General features: G+C 65.4%; 21 protein-coding genes and 1 pseudogene. 11 read left to right on the top strand and 11 right to left on the bottom strand.

Translation table 11 applies throughout. From position 1 onward, the window contains the following. Both ACMI1Q_RS06585 and ACMI1Q_RS06580 read right to left on the bottom strand, forming a co-directional pair. A pseudogene (locus tag ACMI1Q_RS06585) lies at positions 1 to 464 on the bottom strand (GTPase HflX); the annotation flags it as partial. 4 nt (positions 465 to 468) lie between these two features. After that, positions 469 to 1071 carry a GNAT family N-acetyltransferase gene (locus tag ACMI1Q_RS06580; protein ID WP_419503200.1) on the bottom strand — a complete coding sequence of 201 codons (603 nt, stop codon included), beginning with the start codon at positions 1069 to 1071 and terminating at the stop codon, positions 469 to 471. 159 nt (positions 1072 to 1230) lie between these two features. Here ACMI1Q_RS06580 and ACMI1Q_RS06575 point away from each other — a divergent pair, with 159 nt between their 5' ends. Then, positions 1231 to 1782, top strand: a complete 552-nt coding sequence (locus ACMI1Q_RS06575) for a hypothetical protein (protein ID WP_419503199.1) — start codon at positions 1231 to 1233, stop codon at positions 1780 to 1782. 54 nt (positions 1783 to 1836) lie between these two features. Here the strand turns inward: ACMI1Q_RS06575 and ACMI1Q_RS06570 are convergent, their stop codons facing one another. The 9 genes from ACMI1Q_RS06570 to ACMI1Q_RS06530 all read right to left on the bottom strand — a co-directional run bounded on the left by ACMI1Q_RS06570 (position 1837) and on the right by ACMI1Q_RS06530 (position 11889). Next, positions 1837 to 2670, bottom strand: a complete 834-nt coding sequence (locus ACMI1Q_RS06570; protein WP_177521913.1) for a MetQ/NlpA family ABC transporter substrate-binding protein — start codon at positions 2668 to 2670, stop codon at positions 1837 to 1839. 83 nt (positions 2671 to 2753) lie between these two features. Next, the gene (locus ACMI1Q_RS06565; protein ID WP_177521914.1) at positions 2754 to 3422 is read right to left on the bottom strand and encodes a methionine ABC transporter permease; all 669 of its coding nucleotides are present in this window, start codon (positions 3420 to 3422) and stop codon (positions 2754 to 2756) included. Between the two features lie 5 nt (positions 3423 to 3427). Continuing rightward, positions 3428 to 4168 (bottom strand): methionine ABC transporter ATP-binding protein, encoded by a 741-nt coding sequence (locus tag ACMI1Q_RS06560; protein ID WP_419503198.1) that lies wholly within the window; start codon positions 4166 to 4168, stop codon positions 3428 to 3430. A gap of 389 nt (positions 4169 to 4557) precedes the next feature. After that, a complete protein-coding gene (locus tag ACMI1Q_RS06555; RefSeq protein ID WP_419503197.1) occupies positions 4558 to 5421 on the bottom strand; it encodes a hypothetical protein in 864 nt (287 codons plus the stop codon). A gap of 134 nt (positions 5422 to 5555) precedes the next feature. Next, the gene (locus ACMI1Q_RS06550) at positions 5556 to 6674 is read right to left on the bottom strand and encodes an N-acetyl sugar amidotransferase (protein ID WP_177522803.1); all 1119 of its coding nucleotides are present in this window, start codon (positions 6672 to 6674) and stop codon (positions 5556 to 5558) included. 81 nt (positions 6675 to 6755) lie between these two features. Further along, complete coding sequence (locus ACMI1Q_RS06545; protein WP_419503196.1) at positions 6756 to 7982, bottom strand: lipopolysaccharide biosynthesis protein; 1227 nt, start codon at positions 7980 to 7982, stop codon at positions 6756 to 6758. A 13-nt stretch (positions 7983 to 7995) separates the two neighbouring features. Then, positions 7996 to 9309, bottom strand: a complete 1314-nt coding sequence (locus ACMI1Q_RS06540) for a surface carbohydrate biosynthesis protein (RefSeq protein ID WP_419503195.1) — start codon at positions 9307 to 9309, stop codon at positions 7996 to 7998. Positions 9310 to 9327: 18 nt separating this feature from the next. After that, positions 9328 to 10278 carry a hypothetical protein gene (locus tag ACMI1Q_RS06535; RefSeq protein WP_419503194.1) on the bottom strand — a complete coding sequence of 317 codons (951 nt, stop codon included), beginning with the start codon at positions 10276 to 10278 and terminating at the stop codon, positions 9328 to 9330. A gap of 60 nt (positions 10279 to 10338) precedes the next feature. Further along, the gene (locus ACMI1Q_RS06530; protein WP_419503193.1) at positions 10339 to 11889 is read right to left on the bottom strand and encodes an MBOAT family O-acyltransferase; all 1551 of its coding nucleotides are present in this window, start codon (positions 11887 to 11889) and stop codon (positions 10339 to 10341) included. Positions 11890 to 12065: 176 nt separating this feature from the next. Between ACMI1Q_RS06530 and ACMI1Q_RS06525 the strand changes: the two genes are divergently transcribed. From ACMI1Q_RS06525 to ACMI1Q_RS06480, 10 genes are all read left to right on the top strand, one after another. Beyond that, positions 12066 to 13049, top strand: coding sequence for an NAD-dependent 4,6-dehydratase LegB (locus tag ACMI1Q_RS06525; protein ID WP_394979478.1), 984 nt, complete (start codon positions 12066 to 12068; stop codon positions 13047 to 13049). A 139-nt stretch (positions 13050 to 13188) separates the two neighbouring features. Next, positions 13189 to 14841 carry a DUF2142 domain-containing protein gene (locus ACMI1Q_RS06520; RefSeq protein ID WP_419503192.1) on the top strand — a complete coding sequence of 551 codons (1653 nt, stop codon included), beginning with the start codon at positions 13189 to 13191 and terminating at the stop codon, positions 14839 to 14841. Between the two features lie 27 nt (positions 14842 to 14868). Then, positions 14869 to 16881: a hypothetical protein gene (locus ACMI1Q_RS06515; RefSeq protein ID WP_419503191.1), complete on the top strand. Its 2013-nt coding sequence runs from the start codon at positions 14869 to 14871 to the stop codon at positions 16879 to 16881. Beyond that, positions 16878 to 17498 carry a hypothetical protein gene (locus ACMI1Q_RS06510; RefSeq protein WP_419503190.1) on the top strand — a complete coding sequence of 207 codons (621 nt, stop codon included), beginning with the start codon at positions 16878 to 16880 and terminating at the stop codon, positions 17496 to 17498. The genes ACMI1Q_RS06515 and ACMI1Q_RS06510 overlap by 4 nt, the downstream gene beginning before the upstream one ends. A gap of 16 nt (positions 17499 to 17514) precedes the next feature. Continuing rightward, positions 17515 to 18672 carry a LegC family aminotransferase gene (locus tag ACMI1Q_RS06505; protein ID WP_419503189.1) on the top strand — a complete coding sequence of 386 codons (1158 nt, stop codon included), beginning with the start codon at positions 17515 to 17517 and terminating at the stop codon, positions 18670 to 18672. A gap of 31 nt (positions 18673 to 18703) precedes the next feature. Further along, a complete protein-coding gene (locus tag ACMI1Q_RS06500) occupies positions 18704 to 20698 on the top strand; it encodes a hypothetical protein (RefSeq protein ID WP_419503188.1) in 1995 nt (664 codons plus the stop codon). Next, positions 20695 to 21312, top strand: a complete 618-nt coding sequence (locus tag ACMI1Q_RS06495; RefSeq protein ID WP_419503187.1) for a hypothetical protein — start codon at positions 20695 to 20697, stop codon at positions 21310 to 21312. Before ACMI1Q_RS06500 ends, ACMI1Q_RS06495 begins: the two co-directional genes overlap by 4 nt. Then, on the top strand, positions 21309 to 22358 hold the full coding sequence (locus tag ACMI1Q_RS06490; RefSeq protein WP_419503186.1) for a sugar phosphate nucleotidyltransferase: 1050 nt from the start codon (positions 21309 to 21311) through the stop codon (positions 22356 to 22358). Before ACMI1Q_RS06495 ends, ACMI1Q_RS06490 begins: the two co-directional genes overlap by 4 nt. 21 nt (positions 22359 to 22379) lie before the next feature. After that, on the top strand, positions 22380 to 24341 hold the full coding sequence (locus ACMI1Q_RS06485) for a hypothetical protein (protein ID WP_419503185.1): 1962 nt from the start codon (positions 22380 to 22382) through the stop codon (positions 24339 to 24341). Then, positions 24338 to 24949, top strand: coding sequence for a hypothetical protein (locus ACMI1Q_RS06480; RefSeq protein ID WP_419503184.1), 612 nt, complete (start codon positions 24338 to 24340; stop codon positions 24947 to 24949). Before ACMI1Q_RS06485 ends, ACMI1Q_RS06480 begins: the two co-directional genes overlap by 4 nt. Positions 24950 to 24956: the final 7 nt, after the last annotated feature.

Here is a 24956-nt window from a genome sequence, read left to right as displayed (position 1 = left end):
CCCCCGCCGCCGCCGCCCTGGCGGCTCAGGGATTCGCCCAGGCCTGCAAGGCGCGGCAGGCGGTAGCGCAGAAGGGCGAGTTCCGTCTGCACCTTGCCCTCGCCGGTGACCGCCCGGCTGCGGAAGATCTCCAGGATGAGCATGGTGCGGTCGATGACCTCCACCCCCAGCGCGTCGGAGATGTTGCGCAGCTGGCTGCCGGTGAGTTCGCCGTCGAACACGGCGGCCTCGGCGCCCAAATTTTCGCAGGTGAGGCGCGCCTCCGCCAGCTTGCCCTCGCCCAGAACGGTGCCCGCCTCGGGGGCGTCCTTTTTCTGGATGAGGCTGGCCACCGCCTCCATGTTGTTCGCTTCGCACAGCGCCGCCAGTTCGTCCATGCTGCGCTCGGCGTCGAACTGGCCCATGTCCAGCCCCAGCAGCAGCACCTTCACCGGCGGGGTGTTTTGTGTGATCTGTTCGCTCATTGTTTCACCTCAAAGGCGTTTTTTGCCTTTCTTCCTTTTTCAGACAGTATGAACGGCAGGCCATGGGCGTGCCGTCGGCTTTGTGACAGGTGGCGGCGTGGTCAAAGCGCCAGCCCGCCTTTTCCATCACCCGGCCGCTGGCGGGGTTTTCCACCGCGTGGCAGCAGCCCAGCCAGGCTCCGCCCACCTCGTCGAACCAGAAGTCCCGCACGGCGGCCAGCGCTTCGGTGGCATAGCCCTGCCCCCAGAAGGCACGGCCCAGGCAGTAGCCCGGCTCCCACGCCCCGGCGGAAAAATCCAGCCCCGGCGCGCGCCAGGCTTCCGGGCTCTGCTCCTCGCCCAAAACAAAGCCGATGGTGCCCATCAGCGCGCCGTCCGCGCGGCGGCGGATGCCCCAGTTGTAATAGTCGGCGCTTTGATACAGGCACTCCCAGGCGGCCAGCAGCCGAAAGGTCTCCAGGCTGTTTTTGTGGGCGGGCCAGCGCATGAACCGGGCCACGGCCTCGTCGCCCGCCCAGTTTTGGAACATCTCCTCCGCGTCCACCGCGCGCAGCGGCGCCAGCGAAAGGCGGGGCGTGAGCAGGGGAACGGTGCCCAGATGGCGCATGGCAAGGCCCCTCCCTTCGGTGCGAGATTTCCTCCATTATAGTGGCGGCGAAAAGCCTTGTCAAATCCGGCGGCGGGGTTTGAAAAAATCAGGGGGTCTGCCTCGTTTTATGAACAAGACGTCAAAACCGGCAAGCGCTGCCCCAAAGGAGAGACCCCCATGCCCTGTGTTTACATCCTTCTCACCCGCACCGACACCCTGTTCGCCCAGCTGCTTCACGGAATGGGCGGCAACCGGTACACCCATGCCAGTCTGGCGCTGGACCGGGACCTCGGGCGGATGTACAGCTTTGCCCGGCGCTACGAGCCCTTCATGCTGCCCGGCGGCTTCATCCGGGAGAACATCCACGCCGGGGTGTTCGGCCGCTGCGGCGGGGCGGACAGCCTTCTGCTGGAGCTGCCGGTGAGCCGCGCCACCTACGAGGCCATCGAGCGGCAGATGACGGTGATGGCCTCCGCCGGTTCCTGCTGGGACTACGACGTGCTGGGCCTTGCGCTGGCGGGGCTGGGCATCCCCCACGTGCGGCCGGGCAAATATTTTTGCAGCCAGTTCGTGGCGGATGTGCTGGAGCGCACCGGGGCGCTCACCCTGCCCTGCCACCCCAGCCTCATCCGCCCGGAGGATTTTGCCCGCATGCCGGGCTTCCGGGTGGTCTACCGGGGGCCGCTGGCCTGGGCGGACCGGCGCCGCCCGCTGCCCGCCGCGGCGTGAACATAAAAAGAAAAAAAGAGCCTGCGCGCCGCGCAGGCTCCTTTTTTGAGGCGTTTATTTGTTGAACACGTCCAGGCTGGAGGTCTTGCCGGGGTACAGGCCCATGGGCTCGTAGTGCACAACGCCCACGCTCACGATGTGGGTGCCGTTCTCGGCGTTGAAGTCGTCCAGATAGGGCTGATGCTGGAAGTAGTTGGCGTCCAGGCTGCCGTCTTCCACGCCGGTGTTGGGCATCACATAGTCGTCAAACTCCACGATGTCCAGGGTGACGTTGTGCTCGGCCAGGATGGGGGCCACATGCTCCAGAATTTCCGCATGGGGGCTGGGGGAAGCGCCCACCTTCAGGGTGACGGGCTCGGCGATCTCGGGGAACTCCAGCTCCTGCGCGCCCATGGGCATGACCACGCCGTTGTAGTTCTCGGCGATCCAGTTCTGGGTGTCCTCGCTCATCAGGGCGGCCAGCAGAGCCTGCACGGCGGGCTCCTCCTCGCGGCCTTCCTTGACGCACAGCACGTTGCCGTAGGTCTGGGCGGCCACGCTCTCGGCGTCCTCGGTCACCAGAACGGTGTCGCCGATGCCCGCGCCGGAGGCGTAGTTGCCGTTGATGACCGCGAAGTCCAGGTCAGGCAGGCTGCTGGGGAGGTTCGCGGCCTCCATGGCCACGATCTTCACGTTGTAGGGATTGTCCTTCACGTCACGCTCGGTGGCCTCCAGGCCCACGCCGTCGTTCAGGGTGATGATGCCCAGGTCCTGCAGAAGCAGCAGGGCGCGGGCGCCGTTGGTGGCGTCGGCGGGGATGCCGATCTGCAGCTGCTCGCCGGAGGAGCCGCAGGCGGCCAGACCCAGCGCCAGGCACAGGGTCAGAGCCAGTGCAACGATTTTTTTCATGTTCTTCTCTCTCCTTTTTCTGTTGAGTGTATCTCTTAAAGCGTCCGGCACCCCTCTGCGCCGGGCAGCCTTAAAACGAAGGTTCAGCGGTTGCGCTTGTCCGACTTGCGGGCCAGAAAGCTGCACACGCTCTGGATGATGCAGACCAGGATGACCACCAGCACCACGGTGGCGTACATCACGTCGGTCTGATACCGCTGGTAGCCGAAGCGGAAGGCGATGTTGCCAAGACCGCCCGCGCCCACCGCGCCGGTGACGGCGGTGTAGCCGAAGATGGTGATGATGGTGATGGAAAGGCCCCGCAGCAGGCTGGGCACGCTTTCCACCAGCAGCACCCGGGTGATGATCTGCCAGTTGGTGGCGCCCATGCAGCGGGCGGCTTCCACCACGCCCTGGTCGATCTCTTCCAGGCTCTGTTCCACCATGCGGGCCACGAAGGGGGCCGCGGCGATGGCCAGGGGCACGTTGGCGGCGGTGGCGCCGATGGAGGTGCCCACGATGAGCCGGGTGAGCGGCAGGACGAAGAAAATCAAAATCATGAAGGGGATGCTGCGGAAGAGGTTCACCAGCCAGCCGAACACCGCGTTGAAGGTGGGGGCGGCCATGATGCCGCCGGGCTTGGTGGTGGTGAGCAGCACGCCCATGGGCAGGCCGATGAGGTAGGCCGCCAGGGTGGGCACGAAGGTCATGTAAAGGGTCTCCAGCGTGCCCTCCCAAAGAAGGTCGCCGTATTCTGCAAAGAACTGTGCCATGGTGCTCACACCTCCTCTTTGCCCAGCAAAAGCCGGGCCACTTCGCTTTGGGGATTCTCAAAAATCTCGGCGGTCTCGCCCTGCTCCACGAACAGGCCGTTGTCGATGACCACCATCCGGTTGCAGATGCTGCGCACCACCGCCAGCTCGTGGGTGATGATGATGATGGTGACGCCCAGCTTGTGGTTGATGTCCTTCAAAAGTTCCAGCACGCTCTTGGTGGTCAGGGGGTCCAGGGCGCTGGTGGGCTCGTCGCACAGCAGCACCTGCGGCTTGCTGGCCAGGGCCCGCGCCAGGGCCACACGCTGTTTCTGCCCGCCGGAAAGCTGGCTGGGATAGCTGCCCGCCCGGTCCGCAAGGCCCACAAGCTCCAGCAGCTCTTTCACCCGGGCGTCCACCGCGGCTTTGTCGTATTTGTCCAGCTTCAGGGGGAAGGCCACGTTCTCGGCCACGGTCTTCTGCATCAGCAGGTTGTAGCCCTGGAACACCACGCCCATCTGCCGGCGGGCCATGCGCAGGTCCGCGCCGGAGAGGGCCGCCAGGTCCCGCCCGTTGAGCAAGATCTGTCCTTCCGAGGGCTTTTCCAGCAGGCACAGGCAGCGCAAAAGGGTGCTTTTGCCCGCGCCGCTCATGCCGATGACGCCGAAGATGTCGCCGTCGTTGATGGTGGCCGAGGCGTTGCGCAGCGCCACCACCTTGCCGCTTTTTTCGGTGAATACTTTGCCTAAGTTCTTGATCTCGATCATGTTTTTTCTTCTCACTCCAACCCGGTATTGGCCCAAAGGGCAAACAAAAAAGCCCCCGTCCCTGCATGACAGCAAGGACGAGAGCTTATAAAAAGCTTCGTGGTACCACCTTGGTTCGCCGTTTCCCTCGCGGAAAACAGCCTTTGCAGCTGCGGCGGCAGATGCCGGTTACAGCCTGGCGCTTTAACGGGCGCACCCGTCGCGGATTTAAGGCTCCTGCCCCTCACCCGCGCGACTCAGAGGCCATGTTCGATTTCCTGTGCCTTGCCCGCTTCCACCTGACCGGGCTCTCTGGAAAAGGCCGATGCCGAAAATCTACTCTTCTCGTCAACGTCTTTGCGTATATGCATTATGATACCCACAGCGGCGGGGTTTGTCAAGCACTTTTTTCAGAACAGCGCCGGCACCAAGTTGCCCAGCCACAGCCCGAGGGCGTAGGAAGCGGCGTTTGCCACAAAGGCGTAGAGCACCGGGTGGCCCTTGCCCGCCTGCGGCTTGAACGCCAGCCGGAACACCACCGCCTCCACGATGAACACCGCCAGTTCAAAGAGAGGATAGAACACCCACATGGCAAGCGACCCGGAATAATAGGCGGTGAGATTGAGAGCCAGGTTCAGCGCCAGCTGGGTGGCCAGATTGGTGATGAGCAGCACCCGCAGGTGACTGCGCTTGAGGTAGCCGAAGGGCAGGGCGATGAGCAATTCCACCGCCAGCGTGAGCACAAAGCGGACGGCAAGGCCCAGCGCCTCGCCGGCGTAGTCGTAGTTCTTTTGGGCGGTGACGGCCTGCACTTCGCCCGCCGCCGGGTCAACGCCGGAAAGGTCCACCCGGTAAACGGCGGAATAGGCGTAGCGGTCCAGCGTTTCGGTCACGGCGTAGCCGCCGCTCTCGGGGAACCAGAACAGAATCTTGAAGTGCTTCGGGGCCATGTAGCTCCAGGTGGCGGGCGCGTCGTCCTTTACCTGGGCCTGCCATTGCAGAAAGTGGTAGCCGTCCGCGTCCTCAAAGGCGGCGAAGGCCTCCCAGGCGGGGTGCTCCTCGGCGGCGAACCAATCCGGCGGCTCGCTGCCGGGCAGGTTCCAGGGGCCGATGGAGGTCTGCTCCGCCAGCAGGGTGACCCAGCACTCCCCGGAAAGGCCCGCGGTCTGCACCTCCACGGCGGGCTTGGGCCCCATATCCGCGAAGGCGGCGAAGGGCACCGCCAGCGCCAGCGCAAAACAAACCAGCAGGGAAAGCAGTCTCTTTTTCAGCATGGGTCACGCCTCCTTTTCTGCCCTCATCATAGCACGGCAGAGCGGGAAAAACAGCCTCTCGCGGCCTTTTGTAACGGCTTTGTCACAAGAAAAACGGGCGCTCCCCGAAAGGGAGCGCCCGCAAAAGCAGCGATTTATTTCTCTTCCCAGATGGGCTCCTTCAGCATCCAGCGGCCGAACTCGTCCTTGTAGAAGATGTCCCGGTTGTAGAACTTGTCGATGACGGCCCAGAACTCCGCCTCGCTGTAACCGCAGAACTCGCAGAAATCCCGCACGCTCAGCGGGTCCAGCGCGCCGTCCCGCTCCTTGATGATGGGGATGGCCTCCTCGCGGGTCATCATGCCGTAGCGGATGTAGCGGGCGGTGTAGTCGGTGGCGGCGGCGTGGCCGAACTTGGGGTACTTCAGCCAGCTGTGCACCAAATACGCGCGGCTGTCGATCTGGTCGAAGTTTTCGGCGTGGTGGGTGCGGTCCCACTCGTGGGTCAGGTCGTGGAAGCCGCGGCTCTTGGCCAGCTGATAGTTCTTGTAGCTGTTCCAGGGCAGGAAGTAGCTCAGATAGAAGGGGTCCAGCTTTGCCAGCTCTTCGGCGGTGGGGGCCTTGGTCAGGGCAAGGTCGTTCTCGCTCACGCCGTAGCTCAGCAGCTCCTCGGTGGGGAAGCCCACCGCCACGCCGTTCTCGATCTGGCCGCGGGCGGAGTAGGTCTCCTCGTCGGCGTTGCCGCCGTACTCAAAGCTCACGTTCTCGCCGTAGCACAGCAGAGGCGTGTTGAACTTGAGGGCCATGTGCAGGGGGAAGGTGTAGATGAGGCGGTCCACATACCAGGTGGGCTTGCCGTACTTCTCAAAGAAGGCCCGCATCAGGGTCTTCTGGGCCTTGATGTTGGGCTTGCAGCTGATGATGGTGCAGCCGAAGGCCTCGGAGATGTTCTTCAGGTTGTGCTTGCCCGCCTCGGTCATGGGGAAGTTGTCCTCCACGCTGAAGAGGATGGGGTTCATCTTCATGACCTCTTTCAGGATGTAGACCTGGAAGTGGCTGTCCTTGCCGCCGCTCACTGCCACGGCGCAGTCGTAGCCGCCGGGGCCGTTCATGCCGCGGTATTTGTCGCACAGGGCTTCAAATTCCTTCCAGCGGGCGTCCCAGTCCACCTTGGAGCGGCTCTCGTAGTGGCGGCAGGCGCTGCACACCCCTTCCGCGTCGAAGGTGATGCCGGGCCGGGTGTCGGGCATGGTGCATTTTTTGCAGTATTTCACGGGTGGGTACCTCCCTGTAAAAAATCAAATGGTTCCAACGGCGTTATTATACCACGGCGGGTGGCAGATTACAAATCCGTATCAGCCAAACTGTTTGCGGCATTTCGCCAGCAAAAAGCCCAGCAGGCAGAGCCCCTGCACGCCGATGCCGGCGATGGTGGCGTAGGCCGCGCCGTAGATGTCAAAGGCGGAGAGCAGCGGCACGCTCACCAACCCGGCGGCGGCAAGGCCCGCCAGATTGCCCAGGATGAGGCCGCGCATGTCCCGGGCGATGGTGAGCAGGTGGCACAGCACGGTGGAGGCCACGGTGCAGACGGTGGCGACCACCAGCGGCTGCAAAAGGGGCGCGTAGTCCAGAATTTCCGGGCTGGTGGGATAGAGGATGGAAAGGCCCCACCGCCCCAGCAGCGCCACACCGGCGGCCCCGGCGGCCCACATGGCGGCCAGCGCTGCCGCCAGCAGCACAAGGCCCCGGAAATAGCCCGCTTTGTCCTTTTTGTTCCAAAGCCGGGCAAAGGTGGTGATGAAGGGCACGAACAGGTAGATGACCGCCACCTGCAAAACGAGCACCGGCAGAAACACGTTGTTGAAATAGCTCATCTTCACGGCGCCCAGCACCCGCTCGCAGAAATAGCGGGGCACCGAGGGGATGGCGGTGTTCACCGCGGCGTACACCGCCAGCGGCGCGCACTCGGCCAAGAGGGCCCACACGCTGCCGCCCTCCCGGTTTGCAAGGTCCGCGTATCTGCGGGCCAGGGGCAGGTCCACCGCCAGCACATAGACAGCGTTCAGCGCGAACAGCGCCGCCAGGGTGAGCACAAGGTTGCCGGTGAGCACAAGGCCCAGGGTCACCGTGCCGGCGGTGACAAGGCCACGCACGCCGAAGCTGATGCCCACCACGTCCAGCCGCTCGGCCTTTTGCAGATAGCCGTGCCACACGTCGGACCAGCTCTCGATGAGGCGGTAGGCGGTGTAGAGGGCAATGACCCAGCGCTGCTCGGCGGAATAGCTGTTGATGAAGGCGAACACAAGGCAGCCCGCGCCCGCCGCCGTCAGGGTGACGTAGCGGCTGGCGAGGTAGGTGCGGTCGGCGTATTTGCCCGCAAGGTCGGACACCTGGAAGGTGCGCATGCCAAAGCTTGCCACCGAGAGGCAGACGTTGGCGATGGTCATGGCGGTGGCCAGCATGCCGTTGGCGGCAACGCCCGCCAGCGCCGTGACCAGCAGGTTCAGCGCCGCCTGGCACAGATAGAACAGCAGGCTGCCCGCCGTGTTGAACAAAAGATTCTTGCGCAGCTGGGGGTTCAAAGCGCCGCCTCCTTTACTTCACAAAGGGCGCGATGCGCGCCTCCATGGCCTTTGCGTCGGCCTTCGGGACGTATGCCTTCTCCACATAGCCGTAGATGCGCTGGGCGAAACCGGCGAGCCCCTTGTGGAAGAAGAACACCTTCTTGGGGGGCAGGCGCAGAGCGAACAGGATGTGCACGCCCCAGAGAGCGAAGAACTTGAGCCAGTTGAAGTGAGGCGTGAAGCCCTCGCCCATGGGCTTGTCCCGCGGCGGCTCTTTGTACACCTGCTCCAGCAGGTCCGCCATCCGTTTGTAGGCGGGGACGGGGCTGGGGTCAAAGTAGCCCTCGATGACCTCCTTCGCGATGGGGAAGGGGGGCTCATCCTCGGCCATGGCGGCGGCGAAATCCTCGTAATTGGTGACGTACTTCGCCCCGGCGTAGATCACCGGGTCGTACTCGTGCTCGATGGGCGCCGGCCGCAGGATGTGGCAGCTCTTGCCCGCCATGTACACCTCGGCGATGGCGGTGCTCATCCAGATGGAGATGGAGTCCGCCGCCACGATCCACTGCTTCACGCTGTCGGAGAAGATGACGTGGAAGTTGGGCCGCTTTTTCGCAAGGTCAGCCAGCGCGGGGCTGTTCCACTCGCTGGGATGGCGGCGGTAGACCAGCTCCACCTCCGGGTGGTCGGCCAGATACCGGTCGAACCAGTCGAGAGTCTCGGCCATGCTCACCCGGTTGGTGGCGGCAAAGCCGGAAAAATCGGTGCCCGCCATCTCGCTGAGCTCCTTGACTTCGGCGTCGGTCATGCTGGCGTAGCCGAAGCTGGAGATGTAAAGGTGCAGTTTCTTTGCGGGGTCCAGGCCGTGCTCGGCGCAAAGCTGTTCCTTCGACTTGAAGTAGCCCGCAAACTCCGGGCGCAGAAAGTCCATCATCACCGCGCCGGTGACGGGGGTGTTCTTTTCCTCCATGCCGTGGGCGATGAGCCGGTCGGCGGTGCGGCGGCCCCAGCAGGTCTGCACGCACTTTTTGGCGTTGCCGTTCATGTTGAACCAGTCGCCCGCCTCCTGGGTGTCGCTGAGCATCTGCTCCCAGTGGAGGTTCACGATCCTGTCGCACCGGCCGATGTTGTTGTAGACGTGGCTGTTGATGGCCTCGTTGTCGTACATGCAGCTGGAAATGAGCACCTTCGGCTTTTTCCAGGTGAAGTATTTCAGCTTCTTGCGGTCCAGCAGCTGGCGGATCTCGGCGGTGTAGCCCCGGCGCTCCAGCTCCAGCTTCAGCAAAAGGTCGCTCTCGTACTCCCGCACCGTGTGCTCGTAGAGGATCAAAAAGTCAAGACCCATTCCCGGTCCCTCCTGTGTTTATCCGATGTCGGTGAACAGCTGGTCCACCCACTGGGGCAGGCCGTAGCGGGTGTCCAGATGGAACCCGTCGAAGAACTGTTTGTCGTCGTCAAAGTCCGGGCGGTTCGCCCACTCGTAGTCCAGCACGGAAAAGCCGTATTCCCCGGCCCATTCGGCAAGGCGCGGCAGAAATTCGGCGGCCATGGCCTCGTCGATGCCATAGGGCATGCAGGCGTCGGTGAGCACGATGTCCGCCATGGGGGGCAGCACAACCGTGAGCTTCACGCCCTTGTCCCGGCAGGCGGCGGCCATCTCGCAAAAGCGGGCCAGCTGCTCCTCGTTGAGCCGCCAGCCTTTGCACCGGGGCACAAGGGCTTCGGGGTAGGTGGCAAGGCGGGTGTGCAGCTCATACACCGTGCCGTCGGGGCCGGTGTAGTCCTGGGGATACACCCAGTCGCCGGTCTCCTCGGCGGCCCCGCCCGGGATGCCCCGCAGCCGCTCGGAGAGGGCGGTGAGCATGTTCACGTTGTATTCCAGGTTGAACATGTAGGCCAGGGGATTGTTCAGCGTCTTCTCCAGGGTGCTCATGCGGTCGGCGTCGTAGGTCTCGGTGACGGTGTAGAAGGAGAGGCCGAACACCACTTCCTCAAGGTCCGGGTTCTGCTCCAGCGCCCAGTTCACCACATCCACGCCCTCCCGCAGGGAGGCCCCGCCGAAGGCCAGGTTCTGCCAGGTGCGGCCGCTGACGGCTTCCACCTGCTCCATGTCGAAGTGGGCAAGGCGTGAGTCCCCCACGATGATGCGCTCGCCGGGGTCGGCGGCGTAGCTTTTCAGCCGGGCCACCGGGGCCTCGCTGGAGGTGGAGGCCTTGAGGCCGAAGTAGTTGTTGGGCTCGAAGGCGGCAAAGACGCAGAAATACGCCGCCACCGGCAGAGCCAGCAGCGCCAGCTTTTTCAGAATGTCGCGCATTCCCGCGCCTCCTTTCTTTTCTTCGTCAGCGCTCCGCGGCCCGATGCCGCCGGGCGCCGCTTAAAAACCGCCATAGGCGAAGCTTGCGCCGCCAAAGCCGCCGCTGGCCATGAGCAGACCGCCGAAGATGGCCAGCACCTGCGCGTAGTAGAGCGCCCAGCGCACCGCTGTCTTCTGGCTTTGCAGCACCAGCTCGGCGCTCTTGTTCTTGAAGCGGAAGGCCCGCTGCCAGTCCAGCCAGAACGCCAGCGCCAGGGTGAAGGCCAGAAAGGCGCACCACGCCGCCGCCATCATGTTCTGGGCGTAGAAGCCGTCCAGCACCGCCTGCCAGCTCTCGGCGGCAAAGCGCACGGGGCTCCAGTCCCGGAAAAAGCCCGCCAGAACGGCAAAGGCCTGCCCCAGGCCGCTGCCGCCCACATTGGAGCCGGCGGCAAAGAACACCATGCCGAAGGCCCACAAAAGGAATACGCCGGCCCGCTTGGCCCAGAGGACGCGGGCGGGGGCTTTTTTCTTGGGCTTGCCGAACTTCTGGTGGATGAGCTCCTCCCCGGCGCGGTAAGCCCCCTGCAAAAAGCCCCAGACCACGAAAGGCAGGGTGCTGCCGTGCCAGAAGCCGGAGACGAAGAACACGATGAACACGCACACCACCGGCGAAAGGCGGCTCACCCGCCGCCCGATGAGGGGCAGCCTGGAGGCGTCCGCCCAGACGAGGGGGGTGAAGAGATAGTCCTGCAGCCAGCTGGAAAGGCTGATGTGCCAGCGGCTCCAGAAGCCGGAGAAGTTGGCGGCGAAGAAGGGAGTCTTGAAGTTTTCGGGGATGTCCAACCCCAGCAAAAGGGCGCTGGCCCGGGCCATCTCGGAATAGCCCGCGAAGTCGAAATAGAGATAAAGGGTGTAGCCCACCGTGGCCGCCACAAGGGCCGGGCCGCCGTGGCCGGCGGCGTCGGAGTAGATGGGCTGGACGTACATCATGATGACATCCGCCACCGCCACCTTTTTGAAAAGACCCAGGGCGAACAGCTGCAGCGCCCGCACGGTGCGGGAGGCGTCAAAGCGGTGCTCGGCCCGCAGCTGGGGCAGCACCTGCCTTGCGCGGCAGATGGGGCCGGCGGTGATGGTGCCGAAAAAGCAGAGAAAGACCGCAAGGTTCACAAAGTTTTCTTCCGGCTCCATGTCGCCCCGGGCCACGTCCACCAGATAGCTCACGGCGGCGAAGGTGTAGAAGCTGATGCCCAGGGGGAAGGGCAGGGCGTGGAGAACGCCGGGGGCCAGGGGCAGCACCGGCAAAAGGAAGTTGAAGTATTTGAACACCGCCAGCACCGCCAGAAGGGCCACGACGGCGGCAGCCAGCAGCCGGCCCCTCTGCGCCTTTTCCCTGCGGGCAAGGGCGAGGGCCGCCCGCCAGACGAAGAGGCACACCGCCGCCAGCACCGCCAGCGGCACCAGCGGCCACGCGGCGGGCCAGTCCGCCCCGGTGGGGCGGTTCGCCCAGTAGAACAAAACGCTTGCCGCCAGGAGCAGCCCGTTCTGGAACCGGGCCGGGCAGACCTTCAGATACAAAAAGGCCGCCACGGGCAGGAACGCAAAGTAGGAAAAACTCTGAAAACTCACCCCGGCGGCCTCCTTTCAGCGCAAATGCGGGCAATATCTAAATTATTATATCTGTTTTGCGCGGCGGTGTAAAGGGCGCAGGCGGTTGAAATCCGGCCGTAAATGGGGTATACTGTTTTTGTGTGATTTTGTGAAAAACCGGGCCCAGAGCCCGTCATCAAAAAAGGAGCGCAAGTATGGCACATACCGTCATGGTCACCGGCGCCGACGGCTTCATCGGCAGCCATCTCACCGAGGAACTGGTCAAAAAGGGCGAAAAGGTCAAGGCCTTCTGCCTGTATAACTCCTTCGGCACCTGGGGCTGGCTGGACACCCTGCCTCCCGAGATCAAGAACGAGATCGAAGTGTTCATGGGCGACGTGCGCGACCCCAACGGCGTGCGCCACGCCATGGAGGGCCAGGAGATCGTCTATCATCTGGCGGCCCTCATCGCCATCCCCTTCAGCTACCACAGCCCCGACAGCTATGTGGACACCAACATCAAAGGCACCCTGAACGTGCTGAACGCCGCCCGTCAGGTGGGCACCCGGCATCTGCTGGTCACCTCCACCAGCGAGGTCTACGGCACCGCCCAGTATGTGCCCATCGACGAAAAGCACCCCTACCAGGGCCAGAGCCCCTATTCCGCCACCAAGATCGGCGCGGACCGGCTGGCCGAGAGCTTCTGGCGCAGCTTTGAGCTGCCGGTCACCATCGTGCGGCCCTTCAACACCTACGGCCCCCGCCAGAGCGCCCGGGCGGTCATCCCCACCATCATCACCCAGCTGCTGGCGGGCAAGACCGAGATCAAGCTGGGCAGCCTGACCCCCACCCGCGACTTCAACTACGTCAAGGACACCGCCGCCGGCTTCATGGCCCTGGGCGACTGCGAGGCCGCCATCGGCCAGGAGGTCAACATCGCCACCGGCGAGGAGCACTCCATCGGCGACCTTGCGAACGAGCTGATCCGCCAGATCAACCCCGAGGCGAAGATCGTCTGCGACGAGCAGCGCCTGCGCCCGGAGAACAGCGAGGTCAACCGTCTGCTGGGCGACGCCTCCAAGATGCGCGCCCTCACCGGCTGGAAGCCTGCCTACACCTTTGAGCAGGGTCTGGCCGCCACCATCGAGTTTCTGCGCGGCAACATGGAGCGCTACAAACCCGACGTCTACAATCTGTAAAAAAGGCCCGGCTGCCGCCGGGCTGTTCCGGCTGCCGGGCGGGCCCTCGCTGGAGGGGCGGCCCGGCTTGTGCCGTTTTTAAAGGGCCCTTTGCAAAGGGGGCCGCAAATCGAGCGAACGAGGTCATTCCGTGCAAAACGTGCTTTCAAAACATTTCAGGCGGCCGCCCCGCCCGGTGCTCATCGCCCTGGGTCTCGTGGCCGCTCTTGCCGCCGCCGTGGGCTTCATGTACTACTGGCGGGTGGTGTATTATCTCGACAACCGGGGCGTGCCCGCCCTTTTGCTCTACGGCGCGGCGGCGGTGTTCGTGCTGGCCGCGGCACTGTCGGTCTGGGCCGGCTCAAAGCTGCGCAGCTTTGACGCAAAGGCCGCGCTGGCCATCGTGCTGTGCGGGGCGCTGTTCTGCTTTGCGAACCCGCCTTTGCAGGTGCCGGACGAGGCCGCCCACTTCCTGCGCAGCTATTCCTTGAGCCAGGGCCGCCTCACCTTCGACCACGACCGCCTTTATCCCGACGACGTGGCAAAGCTGGTGGAGAGTTTCCCCGGCGCGTGGGTGGCCGCCCACACCAGCCAGGGCCTCACCTACACCGAGGAGGGCGAGGAGCGCAGCTACACCACCGCGGGCTACGCCCTCAAGCAGCGGGGGGAGAACGGCCGGGTGGAGAGCATCGCCGACGGCTTCGCCGCCTATTTTGACGGCGAGCCCGCCGAAGAGGCGGTGGGCGAGCCCTATTTCTTCATGACCCTCTCCATGCTGCCCCAGGCGCTGGGCATCCTGGCGGCCCGCATCCTGGGCTTCAAGGCGCTGGGCTGCCTTTACGCCGCGCGGCTGGCGAATTTGGCGGCCTATGCGGCGCTGTGCTGGCTGGCGCTGAAGAACTGCCGGCGCTACAAGCCGGTGTTCACCGCCTTCATGCTGCTGCCGCTGAGCCTTTACATGGCCGCCTCGGTGAGCTATGACGCAACGCTGCTGGGCTTTTACTATCTGGTGGCCAGCTTCTACTGCAAGGACGAAATTCTGGACAGGGACATCGCCGTGTTCATCGTGGCGTTTCTGATGATGAATCTGGCCAAGCCCTACATCAGCCTTTTGTGGGTGGTGCTGCCGCTGGTGCTGCCCCGCCCGGCCTGGAAGACCCGGGTCAAAAAGTGGCAGCTGGCGGTGGGCTGCCTTGTGGGCGGCCTTGCTTTGGGCAAGCTGTTCGACTGGTACGGCACCGCCTTCCGCTTCAACTACCCCTATGTGGGCCGCCAGATCGAGGGCGCGGCGGAGGTGCCCCAGCTGCTGGGCATCCTGGCCAATCCCTTCCGCTACGCGGCGGTGCTGCTGGGCACCTTCTATGAAAACGACTTCTTCCTGGGCCAGCTGGGCGTCTTCGGCGCGCTGGACCTGGAAGTGCCCTTCATCAGCCTCGTCAGCCCGCTGGTGCTGCTCTTCGCGGCGGCCCTCTCGGTGCACGAGAAGAGCAGCCTCAAGCCCATGCCCGCCTTTGGCCTGGGGGCGCTCAGCATCGTCTACATGGCCGGCGCCGCCACCGCCATGTACATCACCAGCACCCCGGTGGGCATGATCCGCATCATCGGGCTGCAGGCGCGGTACTTCCTGCCCGCCTTTTTGATGCTCTTCGTGCTGGCAGCGGCCCTTTTGAGCCATGTGCTGGAGCCCCGGCTCGCCTCGGGGCAGGCGAAAGCCCAGCGGGTGGCGCTGGGGGTCTCGGCGGCATTCGGGGCCTTTGGAGCGGTGCTCTTGTTCCAGCACTACTTCATCGGCCCGGTGTACGTCATCAGCTGAAAACCAAAACGAAAGGGGGCGGCGCGCTTGCCGCTGCTCAGTGGGATACTGGCGCTTTTGGCCATCAGCCTTTACAGCGCCGTGCTGGCCCGCCGCTTCAAGCTGGACGCGGGCCTGCTGGCTCTGCCGGTGATCGCCGGCGGGGCCGTTTGGCTGTGCCTTTGGGGCATGGCCGGGCTGCTCAAGGCGGGCAGCTGGGCCTTTTATCTGGCCGCCGCGGCGCTGGCGGCGTGGCTCCTCTTCAAAAAAGAACTTGCCGAAACGCTCAAAGAGCTCCTCACCCCCGGCTTCATGGTGTTCCTTGCAGCGGCGGCCCTTTTCCTGGCCGTGTTCGCCGTCACCCAGCCCATGTTCACCCAGACCGACGAGTTCAGCCTCTGGGGCTCGGCGGCAAAGCTGACCAAGCTCCACGACATGCTGCACCCCGGCGCGCCGGGCAACCTTCTGGCCCGCACCGCCACCCCGGCGCTGATGCTGGTGAGCTATCTCTTCCAGTTCTTCGGCGAGGGCTTCTCCGAGTGGTCGGCCTATTTCGCGCTGGACGCCCTGCTGGCCGCCGCCGTGGCCGCTGTGGCCAGCCTGCCCCGCCGCTCCAAAGCGGGGGCGGCGGTGGTTGCCGCCTGCGGCTTTCTGGTGCCGTACTTTTTCAGCGCGCCGAGCCTCGGCGGCATCTCCAACGTCTATCTCTCCTTCATGGGCGATCTGCCCCTGGGCTTTGTGTTCGGGGCGGCGGTGTGCGTCTATTTCTCCCTGCGTGAGCGGCCCGCCGCGGCCCTCGCTCTCACCGCCCTGCTGGCGGCTTTTCTGGTGCTCACCAAGGACGTGGGCCTTGCCTACGGGTGCATCGTGGTGGGCCTCGTCTGCGCCGACCGGCTCTTCTGCGGGCCGAAGCGCAAAGCCCCCCGCCGCCTGAAAGACGCTCTGCTGGCCCTGCTGGCCATTCTGCCCGGCGGCATTGCCTACCTCGGCTGGAGCCGCTATGTGGCGGCGGTGACGGGCCTTGGCAAGACCACCGTGGGCAGCGAGATCCATGAGGTCACCCAGGGGCAGGCCATGGCCGAGGGCGTGGCTCAGCTGCTGGGCTTTATGGAGCCCACCGAAAAGTTTGCCCAGGTGCGGGACGCGATGTTTGCCAGCCCCTTCACCATCCCGGTGTGCCTTCTGGGCGGCGGCGCGCTGGCCCTGGCCCTCATCTGGCTGGTGCTGGCCGCGGCGACGCTGGCCGCGCCGAAGGGCGAACGCCTGCGCCCGGTGTGCCTGGGCGTGTTCGGCACCCTGGCGCTGGGGGCCTTCCTCATCTTCCACCTGTTCCTCTACGTTTACAACTTCCGCGAGACCGACGCGGCCAATCTTCAGGACTACATCCGCTACATCGGCCCCTATTACATGGGCTTTTTCCTGATGGCGCTGGGCCTTCTGGCCCGGTATGCCGCCGCCGAAAGCCGGGCGGCAAAGCTGGCGGGCGCGGTGCCCGCCGGGGTGCTGCTGGGCTTCTGTGCGCTCATCGTCTGGCGGGGCATGCCCACCGCCGGCTTCTGGAACTATCCTCACTCGGTGTACTCCGTGCGCCAGGACGTGAAGGAGCGGGCGGAGACGGTGAACGGCCTGCTGGACTGGGATGACACGGTGCTGCTCATCAGCCAGGGCGACACCGCCATCCGCTGGAATTACTACGGCTTCGAATTGAACGCCACCCTCGCCCGGGGCTTCGGCGGCTTCGGCTACGGCCACGAGGGCGACTACAACTGGGACACCACCCACATGAACCTCGTCTCGCCCGAGGCGGCGGGGGAGGGCGCGCCGGAGGTTTACAGCTACCAGACGGTGGCGGACGCCGACGATTTGCGGCTGTTCCTGCTGGACAAAAAATACACCCACGTGCTGGTGGATGCCAGCGATGATTACATCGCCGACGTGATCGGCCCCGCCTTCGGCTGCGAGGGCCTGCCGGACGACAAGCCCGACGAGCCGGTGCTGCTGGCCATCGAGTACGACGGCGACACCGTGCGCTGGACCCGGGTGGAAGGAGGCGCGGCATGAAAAAATTACGACCGCTCCTCATCGCCTGGGCCGCGGGGCTGGCCCTCTGGCTTCTGCTGGGCTGTGTGAGCCTTGCCAAAACCGCTTGGTACGCCGGGCAGGGGCTGGCCGCCACCCAAAGCCTTACCGCCGAGGACTTCACCCCGGTGGGCATCCAGCCCTACGACGCGGGGGAGGAGGGCCCGTGGTACATCTCCACCGACGGCGACCCCCAGCTTTTGTGGCAGGGCGAAGCCTATCTTGACACCGTGTGGCTCTTTGTGGAGCACGAAAGCCCGCCCCAGGCGGTGATGCTCTACTGGAAAACGCCGGGCCAGACGGACTTCTCTCCCCGCCAGTCGGTCTACGGGGTCCAGACCGCCCCCGGCGTCTACTCCTTCGATCTGGGCGGCGTGAAGGTGAGCGAGGTGCGCATCGACCCGGACAGCCAGGGCGGCGTGGTCACCCGGCTGGACGGCGTTGTGTTTGACCCGGACCTCTCCCCGCTGGCGGCCTTCCTGCCCGGCGCGGGCGAAGGGATGCTTCTGCTGTTCGTGCCCCCGCTGGCGCTGGCGGTGTTCTGCCAGCTGCGCCGGGCGCTGGGCGCTCTTTTGAAAAAAGACGATCAATCCAACTAAAAGCGAGGTCATAACAATGAGTGAGTTCATTCCCCTTTCGGTGCCCAACTTCTGCGGCAACGAGCGCAAATATGTGGACGAGGCGCTGGAGGGCGCGTGGGTGTCCACCAGCGGCGCCAAGGTGGGCGAGATGGAAGAGTGCATCGCAAAGTATGTGGGCATGCCCCAGGCGGTGTGCTGCGCTTCCGGCTCCGCCGCCCTGCATCTGGCGGCGCTGACGGCGGGCGTGAAGCCGGGCGACGAGGTGATCGTGCCCGCGCTGACCTTCATCGCCTCCGTGAACCCCACCACCCGGTACGTGGGCGCTCAGCCGGTGTTCTTCGGCTGCGACGAGACCGCCACCATGGACCCGGACGCTGTGGAGGACTTCTGCGCGAACCAGTGCGAGCTGAAGGCGGACGGCCTTTACAACAAGCGCACCGGGGCCAGGGTCTCGGCGCTGGTGCTGGTGCACGTGTTCGGCAACATGGCGGACATGCCCCGCTTTCTGCGCATCGCGAAGGACTATAAGCTCACCCTCATCGAGGACGCGGCCGAGGCCCTGGGCACCAAGTACACCGAAGGGCCGCTGGCGGGCAAATTCGCCGGCACCATGGGCGACGTGGGCGCTTACAGCTTCAACGGCAACAAGATCATCACCACCGGCACCGGCGGCACCCTGGTCTCCAACCACCCGGAGTGGACCGAGCGGGCAAAGCATCTGTCTACCCAGGCCAAGACCGACCTCCTGCAGTTCAAGCACGACGAGGTGGGCTACAACTACCGCATGACCAACATCGACGCCTGCCTGGGCCTTGCCCAGATGGAGCTGCTGGAGGGCTTCATTGAGCACAAGACCGCCCGCTACGAGCAGTATAAGGCCGCACTGGACGGCGTGAAGGGCTTTTCCATGCTGCCCTTCCGGGAAGGCACCCGCTCGAACCACTGGTTCTACAGCCTGCTGCTGCCCGACCGCCTGGAGCGGGACGACGTGATCGCCCGCCTGCAGGCCCAGGGCATCCAGACCCGCCCGGTCTGGTCCCTCATCAACGAGCAGTGCGATTATGGCTCCTGCGAGACCCACGCCATGGACGTCGCCCGGGAGTACCGCCGCCGCATCGTGAACATTCCCTGCTCCACCAATCTCACCGAGGCCCAGTGCGCCCGGGTGATCGAGGCCGTTCTGGCCCTGTAAAGAAACCACAAAACAGAAGGGAGGGCCTGCCGTGGCCTGGGGCGAACTGTTCGGCCTGCTGGTGATGCTGGCGGCCCTCTTCGGCATGAGCGCGGTGCTCGCCCGCCGCGCCGGCGTGGGAAGCCCCGCCGCGCCGCTGGCGGCGCTGGCCCTGGCGGAACTGGTGCTTTTGGCATCGGGGCTCCTGGGCGTTCTGCGCCCGGCGGGCCTTGCGCTTGCGGCGCTGGGCCTTTTGGGCGGCGGCCTTGAGGCCGCGCTGGCAAAGAAAAAAGGCGCGGCCTGCCCCTTTGCGGCGGCGCTGGAAAGCCCCGCCGCAAAGCTGTTCTGGGCTGCGGCGCTGGCGCTGGCCGTGGGCCTTTGGCTGCTGCGGCCGGAGTTCCTCAACTTTGACGAATACTCCTTCTGGGGCACCGCCGCGAAGCTCACCTGCCAAAACGACGCCCTTTACACCGTCTGCGACACCGGCCTGCCCTGGCAGATGACCGAGCTGGCCGCCCTGCCGCTGGCAAGCTGTTTCTTCCAGCTGTTCGGCGCTTTCGCGCCCTGGCGGGCCATCTTCGCCGCCGACCTGCTGATGCTGGCGGCGGTGGCCGCCGCCGCGGGCTGCGCAAAGCGCGCCCGGCTGGCCTGCCCGCTCTTTCTGGCGGGCCTCAGCCTGCCCACGCTGGTCACAGTGGCGGGCCACACCGCCCTTTTGAACACCGCCTGGCTGGAGTTTCTGGGCGATCTGCCCGCCGGCATGCTCTTCGGCGGGGCCGCGGCCTTCTGGCTGGCGGTGAGAGACGAGGGCCCCGCGGCCCGGTGGCTCACCCTGCCGGTGCTGATGCTGGCGGCGAACGTGAAAAGCAACACTTTTGTGCTGGGCCTTGCCGCGGCGGGCCTTGTGGCGCTGGACGCGGTGCTGTTTGCCCCCGGCGGAAAGCGGGGAACAAAAGGTCTGGCCGTCCGGCTGGGCTTCGGCGCGGCCTGCCTTGCCGCGCCCACCGCCCAGTACCTTCTCTGGAACAACTACATCGCGGGCCTTGTGCGGCAGAATGCCGCCGCCGGCGGCATGGGCGACACCGCCTCCGCCAGCCTGCCCGCGGTGGTGGTGAATGGCGTCAAGCTGCTGCTGGGCCTGCCGGTGGAAAGCTACTTTGAGGCCCGCAGCGACCTCTTCTGGCAGTACGGCAGCGCCATGACCGACGCGTTCTGGCACCGCAAGGTGTCGGTGTTCGGCACCGGCGCGGCGGTGGCGGCGCTGACGCTGGCGGTGTTTTTGTCCGCCGTGCTGCTGGCGGCGGACAAACGGGCGCGGCTGCGGGCCGCCCTCTTCGCCGCGGGCAGCAGCGTGTGCTTTGCCGGTTACTGGCTGATGCTCTGGCTGAGCTACGCCTTCCTATTAAAAGACTCCACCCCGGAGAGCCTCGCCAGCTATCCCCGGTATCTCGCTTCCTATTACACCGGCTGGCTGCTGCTGGCGCTGGCGGTGCTGGCGGTCAGCTGCGCTTCGGCGAAGCGCCCGGTGTTTGGCCGGGCGGCGGCACTGGCCGCGGGCGCGGTGTTCGCGGCGGCGCTGGCGATGGGCACCGAGCCCCAGTTCACCCTGCTGGGGGCGGGCGGCGGCGAGTATGCCTCGGTGCGCGGGGAAGTGGCGGTGGCGAAGGCCGCGAAAGAGGCCATCGAACCGGGCAGGAAAGTGTTCCTCATCCGCCAGGGGGACGAGGGCTTTTCCTGGTTTTTGTTCAATCAGCAGCTGTGCCCCGCCCTTGTCTACGGCGAGGGCGGCGCCACCTACGGCGAACCGGCGCTGGTGGAGGGCATGGCCTACGGCGCGCCCTACACAAAAGAGGAGTTCGCCGCCCTGCTGGAAAAGGAGCAGGTGGACCTGCTGCTGGTGAGCCGGGTGGACGACATTTTTGAAGAGAGCTACGCCGGCCTCTTCACCGACGGGCTGGCCGCCGCGAAGGCGGGCCCCGCCCTCTATGAAAAGGGCGAAGCGGGCTGGACGCCCGCCGCGTCCCTTGCCGGGGAGGTGACGGGATGAAGCGGCTGAAAAAACTTTGGGCGGCGGCGCGCCGCCGGCCCTTCCGGGCGCTTTACGCCCTGGGGGCCTGCCTGCTGGCGCTGACTCTCGTGGGCAATTTCGCCCTGGACCAGCTGCTCTATGCCGCCGGCCTTTTGAAAGAAAAGACCGTCACGCTGGAAAACACCGGGCAGTACACCCTCGTGAACATGGAAAACGCCGGCGGCGTTCTCACCAGCACCACCGGCGACGCCCAGCTGCTGCTGAATCCCGGCACGCTGGTGCGTCGGCTGCGCCTTGTGGCGCGGTACGAGGGGGAGGCCTCCGCCGAAAAGGACCTTTATTACCATCTGCCGGGCTTTGGCTACACCCCACGCCTGCGGGTGTGGCCCACGGCGCAGCCGGACGGCAGCTGGCTCTACACCCTGCCCCGGTTCGCCGGGCAGGGGCTGCGGCTGGACCTGGCGGACACCGCCGGCGTGGCGGTGGAACTCACTGCCATCGTGCTCAACGAGCGCCAGCCCTGGCAGGAATACTTCATCCCGTCGCCATGGCAGCTGTTCTGGCTGGCGGTGCTGCCCGGCCTTGCCGGGTGCGCGCTGACGCTGAAACGGGAAAAGGGGGAAGACGATTGAAACTGGAAGAACTGTTCATCCGGGAGGACGCCACCATCCTGGAGACCATGAAGCAGCTGGACGAGACCGGCCAGCGCATCCTCTTCATCGCGCCGGAGGGCAGGCTGCAAGCGGTGCTCACCGACGGCGACCTGCGCAAGTTCCTGTTGCGGGGCGGCAAGCTGGAGGACCCGGTGCGCCTTGCGGCGAACTACAGCCCCAAGAGCCTGCCGCTGGAAGAGCGGGGACGGGCCAAGTCCATGCTGGAGCGGTATTATATCGACGCGCTGCCCCTTCTGGACCGGGACGGCAAGGTGGCGGACGTGGTGTTCGCCACCGGCCTTGACGTGGACAACCGCAAGCAGGCGAACATCCCGGTGGTGGTGATGGCGGGCGGCCTTGGCACCCGGCTTTACCCTTACACAAAGATCCTGCCCAAGCCCCTGATCCCGGTGGGGGAGAAACCCATCTGCGAGCTCATCCTGGAGCGCTTCTCTGATTTCGGTTGCCGCCGCATGGTTTTGGTGGTAAACTACAAAAAGAATATGATCAAGTCCTATTTCAACGACCTGGAGGACCTGCGCTATCAGGTGGAGTATGTGGACGAGACGGAATTTCTGGGCACCGGCGGCGGCCTGAGCCTTTTGAAGGGCAAGCTGGACGGCACCTTCTTCTTCTCCAACTGCGACACCCTCCTGGACGTGGACTACGGCGACGTGTATCAGTACCACAAAAAGCACGGCAACCTCATCACCATGATCTGCGCCTACAAGCACTACACCGTGCCCTACGGCGTGGTGGAGATGGGGGAGAACGGCGCCATTGCCGCCATGCGGGAAAAGCCGGAGCTGAACTTCCTCACCAACACCGGCGTTTATGTTGTGGAGCCCCAGGTGGTGGAGGAGATGGAGGAAGGCCGCAAGGTGGGCTTCCCCGATGTGATCGACGAATACCGCCAAAAGGGCCTGCCGGTGGGGGTGTATCCCATCAACGAGTCTGCCTGGATGGACATGGGCCAGATGGAAGAACTGGAAAAGATGCGCCGCCGCCTGGAACAGCAGGCCTGACGCGCGCGGGGAGCTTTGCGTATGGAACTTTTTTACAGCTATCTGTCGCTGGCGGCGCTGGCGGGCTTTGCCGTGCTCATGGCGCGGCGCACAAAGCTGCCCGCGCCGCTTGCGCCCTTTGCGGCGCTGTGCGCCACCATGGTGTGGTTCAGCGCCGCGGGCATGCTGGGTGTGCTGGCGGCGGCCGGGTGGCTCTATTTTGTGCTGGCGGCGGCGGCCTGGGTGCTCGCTTTCCGGCCGGGGGCAAAACAGCCTGCCTCCGCACTGAAAGCCCCCGGCTTTGCCGCCTTTTTTGTGCTGTCGGCGGCGCTGCTGGCCTTCTTCGCCTGGCGGCAGCCCATGTTCTCCACCTGGGATGAATTCTCCTTCTGGGGCACCGCCGCCAAGATCGTCAAGACCAGCGGCGGGCTCTATGTGAACGCCGACATCGGCTGGGCCTGGGTGGGCACCCACCGCCCGGCGCTGGTGGTGCTGGGCTGGTTCTTCCAGTTCTTCGGCGAATACGCCGAGTGGCGGGTGCTGGCGGCCTACGACATCCTGCTTCTTTCCATCTTTGCCGCCCTCACCGCCGGCTGCGAAAAGGGCAAGCCCCGGCAGTGGGTGCCGGCGCTGGGCTTCGGTTTTCTGCTGCCCTTCGTTATCACCCTCTACGGCAGCGTCACCCGCCCCACCGACCTTTACGCCTCGGCCCTCTCGGACATCCCCCTGGGCCTGACCTTCGGCGGCGCGCTGGCGGTCTATTATATCAATGAAAAGAAGGCGCTGTGGCCCAGTGCCCTGGCGCTGGCCGCCCTGTGCCTGGAAAAGGACACCGGCTTTGCCCTGGCGCTGGTGGCGGCGGGCCTCATCGCCGCCGACGGGGCCTTTGCCCTGCTGATGGAAAAAGCCCCCCTGCGCCGCTGGGCAAGGCCCGCGGCGGGCTGGGCCGGGCTCTTCGTCACCTGCGGCCTTTCCTTCTGGAGCTGGCAGAAATACCTCGCGGTGGCAAGCGCCGCGGACACCTCCAACGTGGGCGGCACCGAGGAGATGGGCATGGCCGAGATGGTCATCACCGGCGTGAAAGAGCTTTTGGGCATCGGCCGCACCGAGAAGTTCACCACCATCATGGGCGGCCTTGTGCGGGCGCTTTTCACCTCCAAAACCACCATGGTGGGCCCCTTCGCGGTGGTCATTGCCCTGGCGGCGGCCATGGCAGTGGGGGCGGCCATCCTCACGAAAGACAAGGCCCTGCGCCGGCAGGCGGGCCTCTTTGCCCTGCTGGGCACGGCGGGCTTCGCGGCCTATTTCTTCTTCATCGGCCTGACTTATGTGTATGTCTTCCGGGACGAAGTGTCCGACGGGCTGGTGGGCTTTGAGCGGTATATGTACCCCTATCTGCTGGGCTGGCTGCTGGCCTCGGCGGCGCTGGTGCTGCGGGCCATGGGCTCCGAGCGCATCCAGGGCCTGCTGCAGACCGGCTTTGCGGTGATGACGCTGGCGCTGGCGGCGCTGGTGTGGCTGCGTCTGCCCTTCAGCCTCACCGTGTTCGGCGGGGGCGACGCGGCATACGCCGAGCGCTGGGCCACCCGGGACGAGGCGGCTCAGGTGCAGGCGGCGGTGCCCGAGGATGCTCACATCTTCTTTGTCAGCCAGGGGGACGACGGCAGCCGCTGGTTCCTCTATTCCTACGAGCTCTACCCCTGGTATCTGGATTACAGCGGCAACGACGGCCAGGGCGGCGGCGGCACCTTCGCGCTGCCCGGGGCGCTGGAAGAGGACACCCTCTATTACCACCCCTACACCGCCGAGGAACTGCTGGAGTGCATCCGTGACCGCGGCTGTGACTATGTGTTCGTGGAGCGCAGCGACGACCTCTTTGCCGACGGCTACGCGGCTCTGTTCAGCGACGGGCTGGCGGGCTGCGGGGAGCAGTCGGCGGTGTATGTCTGGAACGAGAGTTCCGCCCAATTTGACTTTGTCTGCAATGTGGGGGCCGAAGGATGAAACGAGTGTTTGCATGGGCGGCGGCCCATCTGGTGGCCGCCTGCTATCTCCTGGCCCTGGCGCTGTGGGCGCTGTGGGCCTTAGGAAACGCCGGGTGGGACGCCCTTGGCTTTGCCACCGGGCGGCTGACCACGGTGGAGGTGCCCCTTTCCTCGCTGCAAAGCCAGGACGTCGCCCTCACCGACGAGGGCCTCTGGGTCACCACCGGGGCCGATCCCCAGTTCCACCTGGAACTGGGCCAGCCGGTGCGCAGCGTGCTGTTCGCCACCGACGCGCCGGCCTCCGGCTTTGAGGGCTACTGGGCCGACGCGGGCCAGGACTTCAGCCTGCGCCGCCGCGTCTGGGCCGGGGAGACCGGCAGCGGCGTGCTGCTGGTGTTCCCCGAAGCGGCGGACACCCTGCGCATCGACCCCGCCGCCGGGGCGGGCGTGGTGCTGGCCGAGGGCGAAAACGCCGCCCTCACCGTGAACGCGCCGGTGGCCTTCTGGCGGTACTTCGTGCCCCGGGCCGGGCAGGCGCTGGCGCTGGCCGTGCTGCCCGCCGCCGCGGCGGTGCTGGCCGACCTGGGCCTTTTCTGGAAAGGGCGGCTTTTGAAAAAACGGGGCTGAGCGCCCC

The sequence above is a fragment of the Candidatus Allofournierella excrementavium genome, from assembly GCF_048526665.1.
GTDB classification, from domain to species: Bacteria; Bacillota; Clostridia; order Oscillospirales; family Ruminococcaceae; genus Allofournierella_A; species Allofournierella_A excrementavium.
The sequence above is the reverse complement of the archived record's forward strand: the minus strand, read 5'-3'. Positions and strand labels throughout refer to the sequence as shown.